The 272-nt window shown below is 49.6% G+C and carries 1 pseudogene; it reads left to right on the forward strand.

Features of this window, described 5'->3' with window-relative positions:
• Positions 1-272 (forward strand): annotated as a pseudogene (locus tag FLQ44_RS22900) (hypothetical protein); the annotation flags it as partial.

A 272-nucleotide genomic window follows, 5' to 3' on the forward strand; every position in this document is an offset into this window, starting at 1 on the left:
TAACGATTTCTTGGATGTACATCGCCATGATGGGTGGCGCGGGTTTGACGGATGCAACCAAGGTGGCAATTCTCAATGCTAACTACATCGCCCGTCGTTTAGAAAGTTACTACCCAGTTTTATACAAGGGGAAAGCGGGTTTAGTGGCGCATGAGTGTATTTTAGACTTGCGATCGCTCAAAAAATCCGCTGGAATCGAAGTAGATGACATCGCTAAGCGTCTGATGGACTACGGTTTCCACGCGCCTACCGTCTCTTGGCCTGTCGCGGGT

The sequence above is a fragment of the Vogesella mureinivorans genome (assembly GCF_007644035.1).
Classification (GTDB): Bacteria; Pseudomonadota; Gammaproteobacteria; order Burkholderiales; family Chromobacteriaceae; genus Vogesella; species Vogesella mureinivorans.